A 1,030-nucleotide genomic window follows, 5' to 3' on the forward strand; every position below is an offset into this window, starting at 1 on the left:
AGTCATCGCAGGATGAACGCACCTTGAAAACTAGAGTTATGGGGTTCTATAGGGGAATGCTCCTATAGGTAAAAGCTCTAAGCGTCAAGTACCAGAGAAACCAATTATTTTAGAGGTTTTGAACTGTATCGTAGGGCATACGAAAACAGGCTTCTGTAAGGGAGCGAAAGTCTGAGGAGAGAACCACCTCTGGGTGGGATTTCGCCAGGAATCTAATTCAAGTGGACTCGTTGAGCCAGAAATTCTCAGCAGTGATGCTAGAAGAATCCACGTCCGTTTACGGCGTGGGGTATGTCAAAAGCCAATCTTTTAGTATAAAGGTGGCGCGACAATCATCCTCATTGTAACGCAAAATAGCCGCCAATAAAGTCCGATCTCCTGTTTTTAACCACTGGTCATACCACCAAACGCATTGATCCCCGCTTACTCCTCGATCGCGCCATTGAAAGCCAATCCAGTTAGCGAGGGATTTTAAAGAATAACTTTCCACGGGAAAAGTTACCGAATTAACTACATGATAGTGCAGATCAAAACAGCGAGAAACTAACTGATTAATCAAAGAAGAAGGGGTTTTATAAAGATAACCTAATCGCTTAATTGTTTCCACTTCGTACTCAGAAAAATGAAAAATTGGTGCTTGATAATCCTGCATGACTAAGGTTAAGAATTCCTGCCAAATCCTGCCTTCATCTTCTGGCTTTTCTGCCAAAAAGGGATAAAATTGCTGGGTATTAACTCGATGGTCAACCCGTAAAACCCCCAAAAGATAATCTAAATTCTGTTCTGGTTCCGCTTCGATGTCAAAATAAAATTCAATCTCGGCCTTCGGTAGGGGGGACAAATAAGCAGTTTTCCCGTTGCTTTTGCGAAAGGCCCGATTTTCAATAATTGCTTGGGCCTGTAATTGTAACTGATTAGCCACCTCTACCCCCATCCCCTCCCCCATACGGGTAGGACAGGTAAGCGCCAGGGATTCCATGGTGGAAACCCCCAAAGACTGTAAAAATTGGTAACGACTAGGAGTCACCCC

Annotated in this window: 1 protein-coding gene; it reads right to left on the minus strand. The window is 43.8% G+C overall.

Going from position 1 to position 1,030, the window contains the following annotated elements; genetic code table 11:
• Window positions 1-277: 277 nt before the first annotated feature.
• The coding region (locus PX636_RS00005; RefSeq protein WP_288115818.1) for a TM0106 family RecB-like putative nuclease at window positions 278-1,030 on the minus strand (753 nt) is incomplete at its 5' end.

This window comes from Microcystis sp. M53598_WE2, assembly GCF_030067735.1.
Lineage (GTDB): Bacteria > Cyanobacteriota > Cyanobacteriia > Cyanobacteriales > Microcystaceae > Microcystis > Microcystis aeruginosa.